This is a genomic window from Nocardia sp. NPDC060249 (genome assembly GCF_042728755.1).
Taxonomy (GTDB): Bacteria; Actinomycetota; Actinomycetes; order Mycobacteriales; family Mycobacteriaceae; genus Nocardia.
Map to the genome: position 1 here is coordinate 365899 of NZ_JBHXAQ010000006.1, position 16877 is coordinate 382775.

15 protein-coding genes are annotated in these 16877 nt (G+C 67.6%); 8 read left to right on the forward strand and 7 right to left on the reverse strand.

What is annotated here, in order from left to right:
- Window positions 1-94: 94 nt before the first annotated feature.
- On the forward strand, window positions 95-1252 hold the full coding sequence (locus tag ACFWFP_RS23345; RefSeq protein ID WP_379298276.1) for an alkane 1-monooxygenase: 1158 nt from the start codon (window positions 95-97) through the stop codon (window positions 1250-1252).
- Window positions 1253-1310: 58 nt separating this feature from the next.
- Window positions 1311-2795: an adenosylhomocysteinase gene (gene ahcY, locus ACFWFP_RS23350; RefSeq protein WP_379298278.1), complete on the forward strand. Its 1485-nt coding sequence runs from the start codon at window positions 1311-1313 to the stop codon at window positions 2793-2795.
- A 60-nt stretch (window positions 2796-2855) separates the two neighbouring features.
- Here ahcY and ACFWFP_RS23355 read toward each other — a convergent pair whose 3' ends face one another.
- A complete protein-coding gene (locus tag ACFWFP_RS23355; RefSeq protein WP_379298280.1) occupies window positions 2856-3056 on the reverse strand; it encodes a hypothetical protein in 201 nt (66 codons plus the stop codon).
- 108 nt (window positions 3057-3164) lie between these two features.
- On the opposite strand from ACFWFP_RS23355, the gene ACFWFP_RS23360 reads away from it, so the two are divergent.
- From ACFWFP_RS23360 to hpf, 6 genes are all read left to right on the forward strand, one after another.
- Window positions 3165-3812 carry a dTMP kinase gene (locus ACFWFP_RS23360; RefSeq protein ID WP_379298282.1) on the forward strand — a complete coding sequence of 216 codons (648 nt, stop codon included), beginning with the start codon at window positions 3165-3167 and terminating at the stop codon, window positions 3810-3812.
- Between the two features lie 77 nt (window positions 3813-3889).
- The gene (mtrA, locus tag ACFWFP_RS23365; protein ID WP_056813049.1) at window positions 3890-4567 is read left to right on the forward strand and encodes an MtrAB system response regulator MtrA; all 678 of its coding nucleotides are present in this window, start codon (window positions 3890-3892) and stop codon (window positions 4565-4567) included.
- Between the two features lie 70 nt (window positions 4568-4637).
- Complete coding sequence (gene mtrB, locus ACFWFP_RS23370; protein ID WP_379298367.1) at window positions 4638-6521, forward strand: MtrAB system histidine kinase MtrB; 1884 nt, start codon at window positions 4638-4640, stop codon at window positions 6519-6521.
- Window positions 6518-8335, forward strand: a complete 1818-nt coding sequence (lpqB, locus tag ACFWFP_RS23375) for an MtrAB system accessory lipoprotein LpqB (protein ID WP_379298285.1) — start codon at window positions 6518-6520, stop codon at window positions 8333-8335. The genes mtrB and lpqB overlap by 4 nt, the downstream gene beginning before the upstream one ends.
- 33 nt (window positions 8336-8368) lie before the next feature.
- The gene (locus tag ACFWFP_RS23380; protein ID WP_379298287.1) at window positions 8369-9013 is read left to right on the forward strand and encodes a ComF family protein; all 645 of its coding nucleotides are present in this window, start codon (window positions 8369-8371) and stop codon (window positions 9011-9013) included.
- A gap of 255 nt (window positions 9014-9268) precedes the next feature.
- A complete protein-coding gene (hpf, locus tag ACFWFP_RS23385) occupies window positions 9269-9898 on the forward strand; it encodes a ribosome hibernation-promoting factor, HPF/YfiA family (RefSeq protein WP_379298369.1) in 630 nt (209 codons plus the stop codon).
- Between the two features lie 48 nt (window positions 9899-9946).
- Here hpf and bluB read toward each other — a convergent pair whose 3' ends face one another.
- The 6 genes from bluB to ACFWFP_RS23415 all read right to left on the reverse strand — a co-directional run bounded on the left by bluB (window position 9947) and on the right by ACFWFP_RS23415 (window position 16717).
- Window positions 9947-10591 carry a 5,6-dimethylbenzimidazole synthase gene (gene bluB, locus ACFWFP_RS23390; protein ID WP_379298289.1) on the reverse strand — a complete coding sequence of 215 codons (645 nt, stop codon included), beginning with the start codon at window positions 10589-10591 and terminating at the stop codon, window positions 9947-9949.
- Between the two features lie 14 nt (window positions 10592-10605).
- Window positions 10606-11850: a fatty acid desaturase family protein gene (locus ACFWFP_RS23395; RefSeq protein WP_379298291.1), complete on the reverse strand. Its 1245-nt coding sequence runs from the start codon at window positions 11848-11850 to the stop codon at window positions 10606-10608.
- A gap of 94 nt (window positions 11851-11944) precedes the next feature.
- Window positions 11945-13348 carry a fatty acid desaturase family protein gene (locus ACFWFP_RS23400; protein ID WP_379298293.1) on the reverse strand — a complete coding sequence of 468 codons (1404 nt, stop codon included), beginning with the start codon at window positions 13346-13348 and terminating at the stop codon, window positions 11945-11947.
- A 142-nt stretch (window positions 13349-13490) separates the two neighbouring features.
- A complete protein-coding gene (locus ACFWFP_RS23405; RefSeq protein WP_379298295.1) occupies window positions 13491-14648 on the reverse strand; it encodes a ferredoxin reductase in 1158 nt (385 codons plus the stop codon).
- Window positions 14649-14748: 100 nt separating this feature from the next.
- The gene (locus ACFWFP_RS23410; RefSeq protein ID WP_379298371.1) at window positions 14749-15294 is read right to left on the reverse strand and encodes a DUF6912 family protein; all 546 of its coding nucleotides are present in this window, start codon (window positions 15292-15294) and stop codon (window positions 14749-14751) included.
- Between the two features lie 10 nt (window positions 15295-15304).
- Window positions 15305-16717 carry a wax ester/triacylglycerol synthase family O-acyltransferase gene (locus tag ACFWFP_RS23415; RefSeq protein ID WP_379298297.1) on the reverse strand — a complete coding sequence of 471 codons (1413 nt, stop codon included), beginning with the start codon at window positions 16715-16717 and terminating at the stop codon, window positions 15305-15307.
- Window positions 16718-16877: the final 160 nt, after the last annotated feature.

Below are 16877 nucleotides of genomic sequence, written 5' to 3' on the forward strand. Positions count from 1 at the left end.
TCACCACGTTTGAGGATCTGCCGCTGTGTAACGCGCCTACGGTCTGTCAGTATTCACATCGGTCGGCGATTGGTCTTTTTGTAGCGGAGCGGGTGTGCAAACGGTTGGCAAACCGGGGGGTTTTCGTGATCCCAAACGGTATCTCTGGGCTTTAGGGCTGATCGCCCCGGCGAGCGCGCTGTTGCCCTCCCAGCTGGTGTTCCATACCAAGGCTGAAGTGTTCTGGTGGATCGGACCTGTCATCGTCCTGATCGCCATTCCCGTGCTGGATTGGATCGTCGGCGAGGACGGCAACAACCCCCGCGACGAGGACTACGCGGCGCTCTCCGCCGACCGGTACTACCGGTGGTGCACCTACCTGTTCCTGCCGATCCAATTGATCAGCCTCGGTGTGGCCTGCTTCATGTGGACGAGCCCCGAGCTGGCCCTGGTCGACAAGCTCGGATTGGCCGCCACGGTCGGCTTCGTCAGCGGCATCGGCATCAACGCCGCCCACGAATTGGGCCACCGGGTGGAGAGTGCCGAAAAATTGCTGTCGAAGATCGCGCTGGCCCAATCGGGGTACGGGCACTTCTTCGTCGAGCACAATCGCGGACACCACGCCCGCGTGGCGACTCCCGAGGATCCGGCCAGCGCCCGGCTGGGCGAGTCGCTGTGGGAGTTTCTGCCGCGCAGCGTGATCGGTGGCTTCCGGTCGGCTGTGCAACTCGAGCGCGCCCGCCTGCACCGGCAGGGTCGCGGCTGGTGGAGCGCCGACAACAACATCCTGCAGGCCTGGGCGATGACGGCGGTGCTGTTCGGTTCGCTGACGCTCGGGTTCGGCCCGTCCATCCTGCCGTGGCTGGCCCTCCAGGCCGCGATCGGCATCGCGCTGCTCGAGACCGTCAACTACGTCGAGCACTACGGACTGCTGCGCGCGCGCAAGCCCAACGGCCGCTACGCGCGGTGCTCCCCGCGCGACAGCTGGAATTCCGATCGTCTGGTCACCAACGTCTTCCTGTTCCACCTGCAGCGCCACAGCGACCACCACGCCAACCCCGGGCGCCGCTATCAGACCCTGCGCAGCACCGAAGAAGCCCCGCAGCTGCCCGCCGGATACGCCACCATGATCCTGCTGGCCGCTGTTCCGCCGCTGTGGCGTGCGGTGATGGACCCCAAGGTCGCGGCCCATTACGGCGGCGACCTGAGCCTGGCCAACGTCGCGCCGGCGAAGCCGCGACGGTTGCTGGCCCGATACCGCGCGGCGGCCTGAGACTCCACCTCGACAGAGGAGGGGAACTCGCGCGGCCCCAGACGGTAACCTAGCCAGCGTGACGACCTCAGAACTCCCCGCGCGCACCGAGCTCACCCCCGACGTCCGCAACGGCATCGACTACAAGGTGGCAGACCTCTCGCTGGCCGAATTCGGCCGCAAGGAGATCCGCCTCGCCGAGCACGAGATGCCGGGCCTGATGGCGCTGCGCCGTGAATACCACGACGTCGCGCCGCTGAAGGGCGCGCGAATCTCCGGATCGCTGCACATGACGGTCCAGACCGCCGTCCTGATCGAAACCCTCGTTGCTCTCGGCGCCGACGTGCGCTGGGCCTCCTGCAACATCTTCTCCACCCAGGACCACGCCGCCGCCGCCATCGTGGTCGGCCCGAACGGCACCGTCGACGAGCCCAAGGGCATCCCCGTCTTCGCCTGGAAGGGCGAGACGCTGGAGGAGTACTGGTGGGCCGCCGAGCAGATGCTCACCTGGCCCGGCGAGCCGGCCAACATGATCCTCGACGACGGTGGCGACGCGACCATGCTCGTGCTGCGCGGTGCGCAGTTCGAGAAGGCGGGCGTGGTTCCGCCCGCCGACGCGGACCACTCGGCCGAGTACACGGTGTTCCTCGACCTGCTGCGCGAGAGCCTCGAGGCCGACAAGACCAAGTGGAGCGTCATCGCCGAGTCGGTCAAGGGCGTCACCGAGGAGACCACCACCGGCGTGCTGCGGCTGTACCAGTTCGCCGCCGCGGGTGAGCTGGTGTTCCCGGCGATCAACGTCAACGACTCGGTCACCAAGTCCAAGTTCGACAACAAGTACGGCACCCGCCACTCGCTGATCGACGGCATCAACCGCGGCACCGACGTGCTCATCGGCGGCAAGAAGGTGCTGATCTGCGGTTACGGCGACGTCGGCAAGGGTTGCGCGGAGTCGCTGGCCGGCCAGGGCGCGCGCGTGCAGGTCACCGAGATCGACCCGATCAACGCGCTGCAGGCGCTGATGGACGGCTACGACGTGGTCACCGTCGAGCAGGCGATCGGCGACGCCGACATCGTCATCACCTCGACCGGCAACAAGGACATCATCACCCTCGACCACATGAAGGCGATGAAGGATCACTCGATCCTGGGCAACATCGGCCACTTCGACAACGAGATCGACATCGCGGCGCTGGAGCGTTCGGGCGCGACCCGGATCAACATCAAGCCGCAGGTCGACGAGTGGACCTTCCAGGAAACCGGCAAGGCGATCATCCTGCTGTCCGAAGGCCGCCTGCTGAACCTGGGCAACGCCACCGGCCACCCCTCGTTCGTCATGTCGAACAGCTTCTCCAACCAGGTCATCGCCCAGATCGAACTGTGGACGAAGCCGCAAGAGTACGACAACGAGGTCTACCGCCTGCCCAAGCACCTCGACGAGAAGGTCGCCAAGATCCACGTCGAGGCCCTCGGCGGCACCCTGACCAAGCTCACCAAGGATCAGGCCGAATACATCAACGTGGACGTGGAAGGCCCGTACAAGCCGGAGCACTACCGCTACTGATCCCGACCTGACAGTGGCCCGTCGACCATCCGGTCGGCGGGCCACTGTGCTGTGCGCCCGCTAGCCGATGATCAGGCCGGTGCAGAAGATGTTGTGCTCGCTGCTGACGCCGAGCAGCGCGCACATCACCGAGTTGAAGGCGGTCGAGGACCCCGCGTCCGGTGCGGCGGCCGGTGCGGCTGCCTGCGCGGACGCGGTGCCGCAGGCGAGGGCGGCGGTGATGGCGAGCGTGGCGGCGGTGGTGCGGACGATCGTTTTCATGGGGGGATCCTCGTCGGCCGAGCGGGCCGCCGACCAGACCGCAGTTCTGGGGTGACGGCGCGGGCTCGCGCTGCGCGGGTCCGCGCGCGAGCGCGGTAATCTCACCGCATGGGTGTACTGATCGCGGTGGAAGGGCTCGACGGGGCGGGCAAACGCACGCTGATCGATGGGCTGATCGCCGAATTGTCCGCGAAGGGGCTGCGGGCGGACAGTCTGGCCTTTCCCCAATACGGACATTCGATCCACGCCGATCTGGCGGCGCAGGCGTTGCGCGGGGGCAACGGTGACCTGGCCGGGTCGATCAACGGCATGGCGATCATGTTCGCGCTCGACCGGGCCGCGGCGCGCGCGGAGCTGTCGGACCTGTTGGGCGGCAACGACATCGTGATCCTGGACCGGTGGGTGGCCTCCAACGCCGCCTACTCGGCCGCGCGGGCGCACCAGGACGCCGATGGCGAAATCGTTTCGTGGGTGGGTGATCTGGAGTTCGGCAGGCTCGAACTGCCGGCACCGGACCTCACCGTGCTGCTCGACGTGCCCACCGAGGTGGCGGCCGAACGTGCCCGTCGGCGAGGTGAACTCGACGACGCGCGCGCCCTCGACGCCTACGAACGGGACGGCGGTCTGCAGCGGCGCACCGGCGAGGTCTATCGTGAACTCGCCGACCGCGACTGGTTCGGCCGGTGGTGGACATACCGATCCGATGACGATAGGCCCGCGTTACTCACCCTCTGCTCGGAAATCTTTTCCGGATAAGGTTGGATACGCGACGGGTTCGCACCATTAATGGCGTGGCGGCCCGATCCTGGCCTGGGAGATGACAACATAGGACTATGAAGCCCAAGATTCTGGTCGTCGACGACGATATGGCACTCGCTGAGATGCTGACCATCGTCTTGCGCGGGGAAGGGTTCGACCCGCATGTGGTGGGCGACGGCACACAGGCCCTGTCAGCGGTGCGGGAGATCCGCCCCGACCTGGTACTGCTCGACCTGATGCTGCCCGGCATGAACGGCATCGATGTATGCCGGGTGCTGCGGGCCGATTCCGGCGTTCCGATCGTCATGCTCACCGCCAAGACCGATACGGTCGATGTGGTCCTCGGCCTGGAGTCCGGTGCCGACGACTACATCGTCAAACCCTTCAAGCCCAAGGAACTCGTCGCCCGCGTCCGAGCGCGCCTGCGCCGCACCGAGGACGAGCCCGCCGAGCTGCTCTCGATCGCCGATATCGTCATCGACGTGCCCGCGCACAAGGTGACCCGCGGCCCCGGGCAGATCTCGCTCACCCCACTGGAGTTCGACCTGCTGGTCGCGCTCGCGCGCAAGCCGCGTCAGGTGTTCACCCGCGAGGTGCTGCTCGAGCAGGTGTGGGGCTACCGGCACGCCGCCGATACCCGTCTGGTGAACGTGCACGTGCAGCGACTGCGCGCCAAGGTCGAGAAGGATCCGGAGAACCCGGAGATCGTGCTCACCGTGCGTGGTGTCGGTTACAAGGCCGGACCGCCGTGATCGGTCACTGCGGGGCGCCGCTGTGACCACTGGTCCAGTGGCGCAGCTGCGGCGATGGGCGAGCCCGATCATGGCCTGGTTCCAGGCCGTCGGGACCGCACTCGGCCACCTGTGGCGCCGATCGCTGCAGTTGCGAGTCATCGTCTCGACGTTGACCCTCTCGCTCATCGTGATCACGATCCTCGGGGTCGTGCTGACCGGTCAGATCACCGACCGGCTCCTCGAAGCCAAGATCAACGCGGCTGTCGAGGAGATGGATCGTGCCCGCAGCACGATCGAGAACAAGATGTCGGGCGTCCAGTCCGGCAACAGCCAGGACCAGCAACTCGCCGACGCGCGAGCCGCGCTGTCCAGCCGTGGCGGCACCGGGCAGTCCAGCGGCGCCGCGGGCAGTTTCGACTCGGCGCTGGCCATGGTCGGCGGCACTCCGCCACACGAGATCGCGGCCGGACCGCTCGCCGAGGTCCCGCAGGAGCTGCGCCGATTCGTCCAGCGCAACCAGGTCTCCTACCAGTTCACCACCGTCGCCGACCCCGACGGCTACCGCGGGCGCGCGCTGATCATCGGCAGCCCGAGCGCCGAGGTCGCGACCCTGGAGATCTACCTGATCTTCCCGCTGGCCAGCGAGGAATCGAGCCTGTCGCTGATGCGCGGCACGATGCTCATCGGTGGCGTCGTGCTGCTGGTGTTGCTCGCCGCGATCACCGCGCTGGTGACCAGGCAGGTGGTGCTGCCGATCCGGTCGGCGGCGCGGATCGCGGGCCGATTCGCCGACGGCCGCCTCAAAGAACGCATGCTGGTGCGCGGCGAGGACGACATGGCCCGGCTGGCGCAGGCGTTCAACGAGATGGCCGAGAGCCTGTCGAACCAGATCACCCAGCTCGAGGAATTCGGCAATCTGCAGCGCCGCTTCACCTCCGACGTCAGCCACGAACTGCGTACCCCACTCACCACGGTGCGCATGGCGGCCGACCTCATCCACGGCTCCAGCGATGATCTCGATCCCGCCCTCGCGCGCAGCTCCGAGCTGCTCGTCAACGAGCTCGACCGGTTCGAGGGCCTGCTCAACGACCTGCTCGAGATCTCCCGCCACGACGCGGGCGTGGCCGAACTGCAGGTCGAATCGCTGGATGTGCGGATGTGCGCGCGTGCCGCGATCTCCACGGTGCGCCACCTGGCCCGCGACGCCGAGATCGAGGTGGTGATCGATCTGCCGGAGGAGCCGGTGGTCGCCGAGGTCGACCCGCGCCGCGTCGAGCGCGTGCTGCGCAACCTGCTCGCCAACGCGATCGACCATTCCGAGGGCAAGCCGGTGCTGATCCGCATGCGCGGCGACGCCGAGGCCAACGCCGTCGCGACGGTGGTGCGCGATCAGGGCGTCGGGCTGCGGCCGGGCGAGGAAAAGCTGGTGTTCAACCGGTTCTGGCGCTCCGACCCCTCGCGGGTGCGTCGCTCGGGTGGCACCGGGCTCGGCCTGTCGATCAGTGTCGAGGACGCGAATCTGCACGAGGGCAGGCTGGAGGCGTGGGGCGATCCCGGCGTCGGCGCGAGCTTCCGGCTGCTGCTCCCGATGGTGCGCGGTCGCAAGCTCGGCCAGAGCCCGCTCGCTCTGGAACCGATGTTGCGCAAGGTCCCCGCGCTGCCAGAAGCCGAACCCGAGCCGGCGACCGTCGAAGCCGAACCTGCCGGGCCCACCACTGTCGAGGAGACGGGATCGGAGCCGATCGGCGCGGAGCCGACCGGAGCCGAGTCGGCTGGATCCGACTCGACTGTTGTCGAACTGACCGTTGTCGAGCCGGGGGTAGAACCGCAGGACGACCCCTCGGCGGGTGAGCCCGGTATCGAACCGCCCACGGCAGGCGCGCATCCGGCGACCAACGGCCGCGATGCCGCCCCCGCCGACGCCGACCGCGACGAGTCGACGCCCACCGAGACCAGAGACGGGAAGTCATGACTAGTGCGCGTGGTGATCGTCGGGATCGGCACGGCGCCGCACTGGTCGCGGCGGTTCTGGCCGGGCTGATGGTGCTCACCGGGTGTGCCAGCCTGCCGGAGTCCTCCGCACCGCAGGCACTCGGCACGATCAACCGCGCCCCGACCTCGGAGGGCCCGACCCCGCCGACCTCCGGCCGCGACCCCGACCTGCTGCTGGGCGACTTCCTCACCGCCAGCGCCGACCCCACCAACCGGCACGCCGCGGCCCGCCAGTACATGGCGCCCGAGACGGCGGGCAGCTGGAACGACGAGGCGAGCACCACCATCGTCGACGATCGCCCTGACACCCTGCGCGAGTCGCGGTCGGGCGACAAAGCCAGCTATGTGCTGCGCGCCCGCAAGGTCGGCGAGCTCGCCCGCGACGGCGGCTACCGCGCCACCGAGGGCACCCTCGAGAACAAGATCGAGATGAGCAAGATCGACGGCGAGTGGCGGATCACCGAGCTGCCACCGGGCGTCGTGATGGGCAACGACGCGTTCGTCAAGTCCTACCACCGCTACGTGCTGAACTACATCGACCCGGGCAATTCGCTGCTGGTCCCGGATCCGCGCTGGATCTCGGTGCCGCGCGCCCAGCTCACCGAGCGACTGATCGGCATGCTCGCCGAAGGCCCGCAGTCCACGATCGCTCCGGTGGTGCGCAACCAGTTGGCGCAGCCGGTCGCGCTGCGCGGCCCGATCACCAAGGCCAACAACGAACCGGGTGACGTCGGTATCGGCATCGGGGGAGTGCGCATCGACTTCGCCGGGATCGGCGGACTCGGCCAGCGCGACCGCGAACTGCTCGCCGCGCAGGTGGTGCTCACCCTGTCCGGCGCCGACATCCTCGGACCGTACGTGCTGCTCGCCGACGGTAAACCGCTCGACGACCGGTACGCGGCCAACGGCTGGTCGGTCGCCGATGTGGACCAGTACAGCGCCTCGGCGCCCGGCCAGAACCGGATCGGCCTGCACGCTCTGCGCAACGGCAGCCTGGTGCAGGTCACCCCGGACGGGATCGTCACACCGAGCGGTTCCTTCGGCGAGGCGACCAATCTGCAGTCCGTCGGCATCTCGGCCGACGGCCAGTTCGTCGCCGCGGTCGCCGACTCCGGCAAACCGCTGCCGGAACCGGCCCGCACCCTGCTCATCGGCAACTACGGCGCCAAGGCCTTCGCGGTCGCCGAGGGCGCCAGCATCGCCCGCCCGTCCTGGACCAGCGACGGCGGCGCCGCCTGGACGGTGATCGACGGTGACCGGGTCATCCGGGCGGTCACCGACCGTGCCACCGGCAATGTCTCCACCGAGGATGTCGATATCTCGGCCCTGTTCGACGGCGCGGGCGCGCCACGCCCGCCGATCAGCGAGGTGGTGATCTCGCGCACCGGCGTGCGCGCGGCGCTGATCGCCGACGGCAAGGTCTATGTGGCGGTGGTCCAACGTCGCCCCGACGGGAAGTACTCGCTCACCTCCCCGCTGCCGCTCGCGCTCGGTCTGAGCTCGCGCGCGGTGTCGCTGAGCTGGGTCACCGGTGACACGATCATGGTGGCCCGCGAGGGCAATGTCGACCCGGTCTTCACCGTCTCCATCGATGGCTCCCAGTTCAGCGCGGTGACCTCGCAGAACCTCACTCCGCCGGTGCGGGTGGTGACGGCGGCTCCGGCCACGCAGTACGTGGCCGATTCCCGGGCCGTGCTGCAGCTACAGACCGCCGATCCGACCCGTAACGACCGTTTCTGGCGTGAGGTACCCGGACTGACCGGAGAACAGGTTGTGCCGGTCCTGCCGAGCTGAGCATGTCGGTGCCCGCTGTCATGCTCTCCCGCTATGGGGACTCTGCTGGACCTGATCCTGCCCGACCGGTGTGGTGGCTGCGGTGCGCTCGGGGAACGGTGGTGCGCCGAGTGCGCGGCCGAACTCGGCCGCGATCCCGTCCGGGTGCGGCCGCGCGCTGATCCCGGTGTTCCGTGCTGGGCGCTGGGCCCCTACGCCGGCGTCGGCAAGCGGGCGGTGCTGGCCGCCAAGGAACAGAACCGGCGCGACCTCGCCGCCCCGCTCGGGCTGGCGCTCGCCCACGCACTGGCCCGGTTGCGCGCCCCCGATCGCCCGCTGTTGCTCGTGCCCGCGCCGACCAGAAGCGCGGCGGCGCGGCGCCGCGGTGGTGACCCGGTGGCCCGCTCGGCCGCGGTCGCGGCCCGGTGGCTGATCGATTGCCGGAGCGTGCCGCTGCTGCGGATGGGCCGTGGTGTCCGGGATTCGGTGGGCTTGACGACGCATGAGCGTAGCCACAATGTGCGCGGCAAGATCATGACCGTCGCTGATCCGGACCGCTGGGTCGCGATCGGTGCGAAAGCCCAGGTAGTGCTGATAGACGACGTGCTCACCACCGGCGCCACCGTCTGCGAATCGACACGTGTTCTCAGTCGGATCGGCATAGTTCCGCGCGCTGTTGTGGTGACCTGCGCGGCTTGACTGAGGAAAGTTCGCGTGAACAGTGGCGGACTTGCCGATGGCGGACTAGCGTCGCGAGCACACACCGAACACAAGCTTGGGAGGTGGTGCCGCGGAGACAGGTGCCGGGCGATTCCCGATCGGCACAGCTCAATCCCGCCGCCCTACGCTTAGTAGTTGTGCGGCCATATCCGGGAGGTACGCGTGACGACTTCTTCACGGGCATCAGTGCGAGATGCTGAACCCACGGCACTCCAGAACGGTGCCACCGAGACGATGGACCTCGAGACCCCGAACGCCGAAGTGGTGGTCTCCGGTCGTAACGTCGAAATCCCTGACCACTATCGAATCTACGTGTCGGAGAAGCTGTCTCGGTTAGAGCGCTTCGACCCGTCGATCTTCCTCTTCGATGTGGAACTGTTCCACGAACGCAACCGTCGTCAACGCAAGGCCTGCCAGCGGGTGGAGATCACCGCGCGCGGCCGTGGACCGATCGTGCGCGCCGAGGCGTGCGCCGACAGTTTCTATGCCGCGCTCGAATCGGCCACCCAGAAGATCGAGAGCAGGCTGCGCCGGTCCAAGGACAAGCGGCGCGTCGTGCACTACGGCGACAAGACGCCGGTCTCGGTCGCGCAGGCCACTGCGACACTGGTCGACGAGTCGCTGTTCGCCCCGCCGGACGGTTCCGTTGCCCACGACCACGACGAGGCAGTCGACGAGTCGGGCCCCGGCCACATCGTGCGCACCAAGGTGCACACCGCGACGCCGATGTCGGTGGACGACGCCCTCTATCAGATGGAATTGGTCGGCCACGACTTCTTCCTCTTCCACGACAAAGAGACCGACCGCCCGTCGGTGGTCTACCGCAGACACGCCTTCGACTACGGCCTGATCAAGCTGGCTTAGAACCGCAGACCGATCCGGGCATCCGCTGTGCGGGTGTCCGGATCCTGTTCAGCCACCGAAGGTCTCGTGATGTACGGCCTCGGTCAACGATCGCCCGGACCGCCACCCGAACCGTTCCAGGTCCGGCACCTGCTGGAATGCGTCGACCGGACCCACGCACAGCCAGGCCACCGGGTGGATCCCGGCGGGCAGGCCGACGAGTTCGCGCAGGAATTCCGGATCATAGAACGACACCCAGCCCACCCCCACCTGCTCGGCGGTCGCCGCGAGCCACAGGTTCTGGATCGCCAGCACGGTGGAGTACACGCCGGTCTCCGGCACACTCGCCCGACCGAGCACCTGTGGGCCGCCCCGCGAATCATCGTGCGTGACAACGACACCCGTGCCGCTCTCGACGATTCCGTCGATCTTGATCGGCGCGAATGTCGTCGCGCGCTCGGCGGGTAGCGACGCACCGAACTCGACCCGCTTGCTCGCCACGTGGTCGGCAAAACGGCGCAGGGTCTGCGCCTGGCGAACCACCACGAAGTCCCACGGTTGTGAGTTCCCGACGCTGGGCGCGCGATGCGCGGCGTCGAGGATCCGCAGGAGGGTGTCGTCGTCGACGAGCTCGCCGGTGTATTCGGCGCGCACGTCACGACGCAAACGGATCGCGTCGTAGACGCTCAGCTGATCGGCACTCACGCCGACCATACAACCGCAGCCGGTCAGGCCACGGTCCGGCGGGCCAGCTTGCGGCCGGCGGCCAGTGCGGTGCGCAGTCCCTGGCGACGCCCGGTCATCGGGTCGATCGAGGGGGTGGTGTTGCCGGCGAAGAGGCGTTCGGACTTGGTCTCCGGCGCGTCGTCGGTGGTGTGGCGCAGGTACTTGTTCGGCAGCGACAGCTTGAGGATGGTGCGCCACGACTTGAAGTACTGCACCGGCAGCGAGCCGGTGGTGTAGGGCAGGTCGTACTTCTCGGCCAGCTCACGCACCCGCACCGCGATGGCGGCGTAGCGGTTGCTCGGCAGGTCGGGGAACAGGTGGTGTTCGATCTGGTGGCTGAGGTTGCCGCTCATGAAGTGCAGCAGCGGTCCGCCGCTGATGTTGGCGCTGCCCAGCATCTGGCGCAGGTACCACTCGCCCTTGGTCTCGTTCTCGATGTCGGCCTTGGTGAACTTCTCGGCGCCGTCGGGGAAGTGACCGCAGAAGATGATCGCGTTGGTCCACACATTGCGCATCACGTTGGCCGCGATGTTGGCGGTGAGCGTGGTGACGAACGACGGGCCGGTGAGCAGTGGGAAGACCAGGTAGTCCTTGGCGGCCTGCTTGCCGATCTTCTTCAGGACCAGCGCGCGGTCGGTCTCGAACTGCTTCCACTCGGGCGAGTCCTTGGCCCACTTCTTCTTGGCGACCTTGCCCAGCTCGAGGTGCTGGATCGCGACGCCGTACTCGAACAGCGCCTGCAGCAGGAAGTTGTAGATGGGATTGCCCAGGTAGAACGGCATCCAGCGCTGGTCACGGGTGACGCGAAGCAGGCCGTAGCCGATGTCGTCGTCCATGCCGAGCACGTTGGTGTACTTGTGGTGCAGGAAGTTGTGGGTGATCTTCCAGTGTGCCGACGGGCCCGCGTTGTCCCATTCCCACGAGGTGGAGTGGACTTCCGGATCGTTCATCCAGTCCCACTGCCCGTGCATGACGTTGTGCCCGATCTCCATGTTCTCGATGATCTTGGCGGAGCCGAGCAGGGCGACACCGGCCAGCCAGGCCGGGGGCAGGAAGCTGGCGAACAGCACCGTGCGGCCGCTGATCTCGAGGGCGCGTTGTAGCCGGATGACATTGCGGATATAGCGCGCGTCCGCCGCTCCGCGCGAGGATTCGATCTCCCGGCGGATCGCATCGAACTCCGCGCCTAGAGCTTCGACATCCGCTGCGGTGAGGTGCGCGTATTCCTTGACATCCGAGATCGCCATGGCGGCTACAGTACCGTAAGTTACGAGAGCGTAGGTTGGCGATTTTCGGGGCGAAATGTGTGATAAGTCCTATTGCGTAATCGAAACGTAAATGTTATCGGGCGCGGCGAGCCATGTGGCGAGCTGCCTTGTCGCGCAGCACACCCCGTTCGCGCACGGCGCGTTCGCCCAGTGCGCGCTTGGCCTCGCGCAGCGCCAGCTTCTCCTGCCGTGCCCGCGCCTTGAGGGCCGTCTTCGCCTCGCGCAGCACTTCCTTCTCGTGCCGGGCCTTGATCTCGAGCGAGACCTTCGCATCGTGCAGCGCCGAGCGCAGACCGAAACGCTTGCCCGTCTCCGGATCGACTCGCAGGCTGTCGGGCAGCGAGATACCGGCGAACTTGCGCTCCGATGACGTCTCGGGCGCATCGTCGGCGGTGCGCTTGAGGAAGCGATCCGGCAGCGCCAGCTTGTGGATGGTGCGGAAGGCCAGCAGGTACTGCTTGCCGAGCGATCCGGTGGTGTAGGGCAGGTCGTACTTGTCGCACAGCTCGCGCACCCGGACCGCCACCTCCGAGTACCGATTGCTCGGCAGGTCGGGGAACAGGTGATGCTCGATCTGGTAGCAGAGGTTGCCGCTCATGAACGCCATCACGGGGCCGGCCTTGAAGTTGGCGCTGCCCAGCATCTGGCGCAGGTACCACTCGCCCTGGGTTTCCCCGTCGAGCTGCTCGGCGGTGAACTTCTGCGCGCCGTCGGGGAAATGCCCGCAGAAGATCACGGCGTACGACCAGAGGTTGCGGACGAGGTTGGCCGTGGCGTTGGCCTTGAGCGTCGACTTCCAGGCCGGGCCGGTCAGCGCCGGGTAGATCACGAAATCCTTGGCGACCTGACGGCCCGCCTTGCGGTAGAAGTCGATATCGGGCGGCGAGATCATCCCGGCGCCCTTGATCCCGGCCAGCTCCTTCTCGATGCCGAGATCGTGCAGCGCGATACCCCACTCGAAGGTCGCGGCCAACAGCAGATTGGCGGCGGGCTGGATCAGATGCACCGGACGCCACGCCTCGTCGCGGGTCATCCGCAGAATGCCGAAGCCGAGGTCCTCGTCCTTGCCGAGCACGTTGGTGTAGGTGTGGTGCGAATAGTTGTGCGCCCGGCGCCACTGCGCCGAGGTGCCCGTCATGTCCCACTCCCAGGTGGTGGAGTGGATCTCGGGATCGTTCATCCAATCCCATTGGCCGTGGCTCACATTGTGGCCCAGCTCCATGTTCTCGATGATCTTGGCGACGGAGAGCATCGCGGTGCCGCCCAGCCACGCCCAGCGATTGCGGCTGCCGAACAGCACCGCGCGCCCGGCGACCTCGAGAGCTCGCTGGGCGGCGATGGTGCGGCGGATGTAGCGAGCGTCGCGTTCGCCACGGGAGGTCTCCACCGAGCGGCGGATCGAATCGAGTTCTTTCCCCAGTGTCTCGATGTCGGCCGCCGTCAAATGGGCGAAGGCCTGAATATCGGTGATAGCCACCGGGGGTCCTCCTGTGAGTGGTCCTAAGTCGCGCCCGGCCGGAATTGATCGAAGTCAGGGGCCGCAAAGATTGCCGTTGGTCACGGGTTTATGACCGACGCATAACTCCGAGGGTACCCGGTTGTCGTTGCGGCGGGCCGACCTAGATGTCGAGGGTGCAGTCGCCGGCGGCAGCGGAGATGCAGGTTTGCACCTTATCGCCGGGCTGACGTTCGTCGCCGTTGCGGAGGTCGCGGGCGTGTCCCGCGGACAGCGTCACCACGCAGGTCTGGCAAATACCCATCCGGCAGCCGAAGGGCAACTGCACGCCGACGGACTCACCGGCTTCGAGCAGGCTGGTGGCGCCGTCGACAGTGAGGGCGCGTCCGGTGGTGCCGAAGGTCACCGTGCCGCCCTCGCCGATCGCGGAGCGTTCCACCTCGAAGCGTTCGATGTGCAGCTTGTCGGCCACACCCGCGTTCTTCCAGTGAGTTTCGATCGCGTCGAGCATCGGGGCAGGTCCGCACGCCCAGGTCTCGCGCTCGCGCCAGTCGGGGTAGAGCTCGTCCAGACTGGCCAGCGAGAACAGGCCGTGGGCGTCGGTGAGCTGCAGGTGCGAGACGAAGCTGGGATGCTTGTCGTGCAGGGCGCGCAGTTCGGCGCCGAACATCACATCGGCGTCGGTGGGCGCGGAGTGCACGTGCACCACATCCTTGACGCCGTCGCGCCGGTCCATCGTGCGCAGCATCGACATGACCGGGGTGATCCCGCTGCCCGCGGTGAGGAACAGCACCTTCGCCGGCGGCGGCTCCGGCAGCACGAACCCGCCCTGCGGCGCGGCCAGCCGCACGATGGTGCCCGCGGCCACCCCGTTGACAAGGTGGCTGGACAACTTGCCTTCCGGCATCGCCTTCACCGCGATGGAGATGAGCCGCTTGCCGCCCTCGCCGGTCCAGTCCGGCGGGCAGGTCAGCGAGTAGGAACGCCAGTTCCAGCGGCCGTCGATCAGGATGCCGATGCCGATGTACTGCCCGGGGCGGTACTTGAAATCGAAGCCCCAGCCCGGCTTGATCACCAGGGTCGCCGAGTCGGCGGTCTCTTTCTGGACCTCGACGATGCGCCCGCGTAGTTCGCGCGCCGACCACAGGGGGTTGGCCAGATGCAGATAGTCGTCGGGCAGCAGGGGAGTGGTGACCCGGGCGACCGCGCCGCGCAAGACGTTCAGCTTGCCGCCGCGGTCGGCGACCTGCGCCGCCGGTGCTTCGAGCCATTCCCGGAACTTGTCGATGACCATGCTGTGCGATTTCTCCCTGTCGTGCATCCGGTCCACCGTGGGGTAGCCCTCTCGCAGCCAGGTTACGGCATCGTAGGTTCAGCGCCAGTTGTGAACATTGAGCAACCCCGGCGCCGCAGGCCGCAGATTACAACAGCTCGAGCAGGAACGGCAGTTCTTGTGGCGCGTACCAGGCAAGCTGGTGGTCCTCCGCGTCGCCGAGCACGAATTCCGCGTCGGTATCGCCGAGGTCGGCGGCGTCGATGACGTCCACAGCCTTGGCCACCTGCGGCTCGGCCTCGGCCAGGTCCACATGCACCGCCGCGACCTGTCGGAAGGTGACCGGCCCCGCCAGCTTCACCACAGCATCGTCGAGATCGGGCCGCAGTTTCGCCCCCGCTACATCCGCCGCGATCACCGCGCGCCGATACACCGGGCCACCCGGGGTGGCGGCCGCGCCCTCGGCGTCGTCGTCGAGATCGTCGAGTCCGTCGCGCTCGGCGCCGATCAATCGCATGGAGGCCCGCGCGGCTTCCTGCATCGCCACTTCGGCGAGTTCGTCGTCGTCGCCCGCCGCGTAGGCCTCGCGCAGGGCGGGCGTCACGGCGAACGCGGTCGCGCCGAGCGGGAGCAGCTGCTGCTCGTCGACGAGTAGGCGCAGCAGCGGAATCGTCGCCGGGATGTAGACGCGCATCGTGTCGTTCTCAGAGACAGGCACCGAGCAACTCCTCCATCGATTCGTGCACCGATGCCGCGAGGACATCGATATCGGCCATGGCGTCGCGGTCGGCGTTGAGTCCGTAGAAGACCTGACCGTCGTACGAGGTGAGCCCGAAACTCAACGTCTGATTGCGCAGCAGCGGCGATACCGGATACATCTCCAGCATGCGCGCCCCGCCGATGTACATCGCGGTCTGTGGTCCCGGCGCGTTGGTGATCACCAGATTGAAACTGTTGTCGGCGAAGGTACTCGCCGCCCGCACGCTCATCGCGTGCAGGCTCGCGGGCGCGAACCCGGCCAGGTGCACGAGCGTGCGCGCCCGCACCCCGCGACGCTGCCTGCCCGTCGCTTCGGTGGCATGGGAGATGTGGGAGAGCCGCATCGTCGGATTCGGTTCGCCCACGGGCAGATCGATGAGGAACGAGGACACCTCGCTGGCCGGGGTCAGCTGATTGTCGCCGTCGACATAGACCGACATTGGTACCACCGCGCGCAGATTGGTCGACTCGACCAGCGCCTCGTTGCGCGAGAGCAACCAGTTGCGCAGCGCCCCGGTGACCACCGCGAGCACCGCGTCGTTGATCGAGCAGTCGAAATGCCTGCGAATCGTGCGGTAGTCGTCCAGATCTGTGCGCACCACGTCGAAGCGGCGGCTGCGTGAGGTGCGGGCGTTGAGCGGGCTGTCCGGCGCCGCGCTCGAGGTCGCCGCGCGCACCACGTTGGCCGCGGCCTTCACCGCCATCCGCGTGCCGCGCACCACCCCGAACGCGTTCGATCCGGCGTCGCGCATCACGCTGTAGGCCTCGCGCGGTTGCGCGGCCAGCTGCGACAGCGCCCCGGCGAGCAGTTCCACATCGGTGGGTTCGCGCGGCGCCCGCCACGAGTCGTCGGCCAGTTCGCGCGGCAGCGGGGAGTTGTCGAGGATCACGTGCCCGATCTCCAGGGCGGTGTCACCGTCGACGAGCGCCGAGTGCGACTTGGTGAACACCGCGGCGCGTCCGTCGGCGAGGCCCTCGATCAGGTACATCTCCCACAGCGGTCGTCCCTGGTCCAGCGGTCGCGACGCGAGCCGGGCGACGAGATCGTAGAGCTGGCAGTCGCTGCCGGGACTCGGCAGCGCGGAGCGCCGGATGTGATAGCTGATGTCGAATCGGCTGTCCTCGACCCAGACCGGCCTGCCCATGGCGAGCGGGATCTCGCGCACCTTGCGGCGGTAACGCGGCACCATCGGCAGCCGGGATTCGACCAGGTCGACGAGGCGTTCGTAGTCGAGTACCTGGCCCGCGGTGTCGGGGGAGGAGTTGTTCAGAATCGCGAGAGAGCCGATGTGGATCGGGTTGCTGCTCGACTCGAGCCGATAGAACGACGCGTCCTGCGGCGTCAATCTCGTGATCACGCGCTCCGAAGCTCCTTCCGGTGCCGTATGGCGCTGATCGGGCACGCGCTACATCCTACGTCACGGCAGGTGAATCGCGGTGCCGGGCAAGGAGGCTCGCCGAGCGTCGTGACCTGGGGTAATGACTGCGCCGGTACGTCGGGCACGGGTCCGCGCCGCC